The organism is Streptococcus lishijunsis (assembly GCF_047290665.1).
Lineage (GTDB): Bacteria > Bacillota > Bacilli > Lactobacillales > Streptococcaceae > Streptococcus.
In genome coordinates this window covers 1-1,640 of record NZ_JBLBUC010000047.1, presented here as the reverse complement: position 1 = coordinate 1,640, position 1,640 = coordinate 1, and the positions used below count along the sequence as shown (strand labels likewise).

General features: G+C 39.6%; 1 protein-coding gene. It reads right to left on the bottom strand.

What is annotated here, in order from left to right; all coding sequences use genetic code 11:
- Positions 1–183: 183 nt before the first annotated feature.
- Positions 184–1,386: an IS110 family RNA-guided transposase gene (locus ACLN19_RS09070; RefSeq protein WP_413385521.1), complete on the bottom strand. Its 1,203-nt coding sequence runs from the start codon at positions 1,384–1,386 to the stop codon at positions 184–186.
- Positions 1,387–1,640 lie beyond the last annotated feature (254 nt).

The following is a 1,640-nucleotide window of genomic DNA, read 5'->3' as shown; positions in this document are numbered from 1 at the left end:
CCTTTTTCTACCATTTGTCAAGCCTTTCAAGGTATTTGACAAAAAATATTTAGAGTTCAGTAGTCAAAATAAGGAAATTATTTTATTTTGGATTAAAGTTTAGTATAAAAAGTGTATACAAAACTAACACCTTATTTTGTGATTTTTTTGATAAGGTGTTACAATGATATGGCATAAACAATTTTACTGATTTTGGGTGGAAGTATAATCGTAAAGTTTGTTATGCGTTATGAGGTAATACATTGTCCGGATGAGACGATGTATGGAGGCAATCGTGTGTGGCTTGGTTGAAGTCGTTTGCGATTGTCTTTTTCGTTTCTCATAAAAGTCTGCGATATGGCAAGGATTGGTGTGACTGGCTGAAGCGATATTGTGAATACACTTGAAGAGAATCTTTCTAGCATAGGGATTGCCACGTTTGGTGATGTGTTCCTTAGCGATGAAGTTCCCAGATTCATAGTGTCTGAGGTCAATCCCAATAAAGGCATTGATTTGATTGGCAGACTGAAAACGGCGAATATCTCCCAGTTCGCCAATAATACTTGTTGCAGTTGTCTCGGCGATACCAGGAATAGAAAGTAGAATGTCATACTCTGGTAAAGGTTGAGCTAGTTCCACCATTTCGTCTAAGACTGCTTGTCTCTGTTCAGAAAGTCTAAGCAATTCTTTTGCATAGTAACGCACCTCTTCCAGTATTGGAGAGTTTTTCTTGACGGCACCATAAGACTGATTAGCTAGTGCTATAAGTTTTTCAGCTAAGTAGGCCACACGCTTGTCAGAAATCCGTTTTGAAGTGGACTGACGGATGCTCTTTGAGAGTTCATCCTTTCTTAACTCAAGCACGAAGTCCTTGCAAGGAAAAGCTATGACTAAGTTCCAGTATTGTTCACCAGTTGGCGTTGACAAGATATTTTCCAATTCAGGGAAAGTGACCTGTAAGACCTTGTGCAGTCGATTCTTAGCTCTGACGATATCCTCTGTCAGATTCTGATAGAATCGACTGAAATCTCGCAGATGTTGATAGACTTCTTCTTGGACATATGTCGATTTACGATTGAGTACAAACTGAGACTGAGCCAGTTTTTCCGCATCAATTTTGTCTGTTTTGCGCACACGCAAGCTATCCAATTGCTTCTTGGCTTCTAAGGGATTGAGTCGTGTATAAACGTAGCCATGTTCATCCAGAAAAGCCTGAAGACGACGAGAATAAACGCCTGTTGCTTCAAAGATGATTTCTGGCTTATGGACGGTTTTCAAATCACCAAGTAGCTGAGAAAAGCCAATGGCATCATTGGACATAGTGTAGCTATGAACCTTCTCACCGTTGATTAGAATGGCCACTTCTGAACTGGCCTTACTCACATCAATCCCGAAAACTGCACGCATGATATTACCTCTTTGTCTCGAATGATCCTTGTTTTAGTGATGTCATTTTCAATACTCGACGTCCAGCGTCCCACATACTTTGATAACATTCTTTTTAAAACAGGTGTCTTGCCAGTTTAGTTTACGACGTCTAGCGTCAAAGGACTCTACGACTTAACAAGACACCTCTACTTTATCATTTTGATAATGAAAAAAGTAGTGAGTACTATCTCCCGTCGGAGATTTCCTCACTACTAATCTTAGTATGTTTAGTT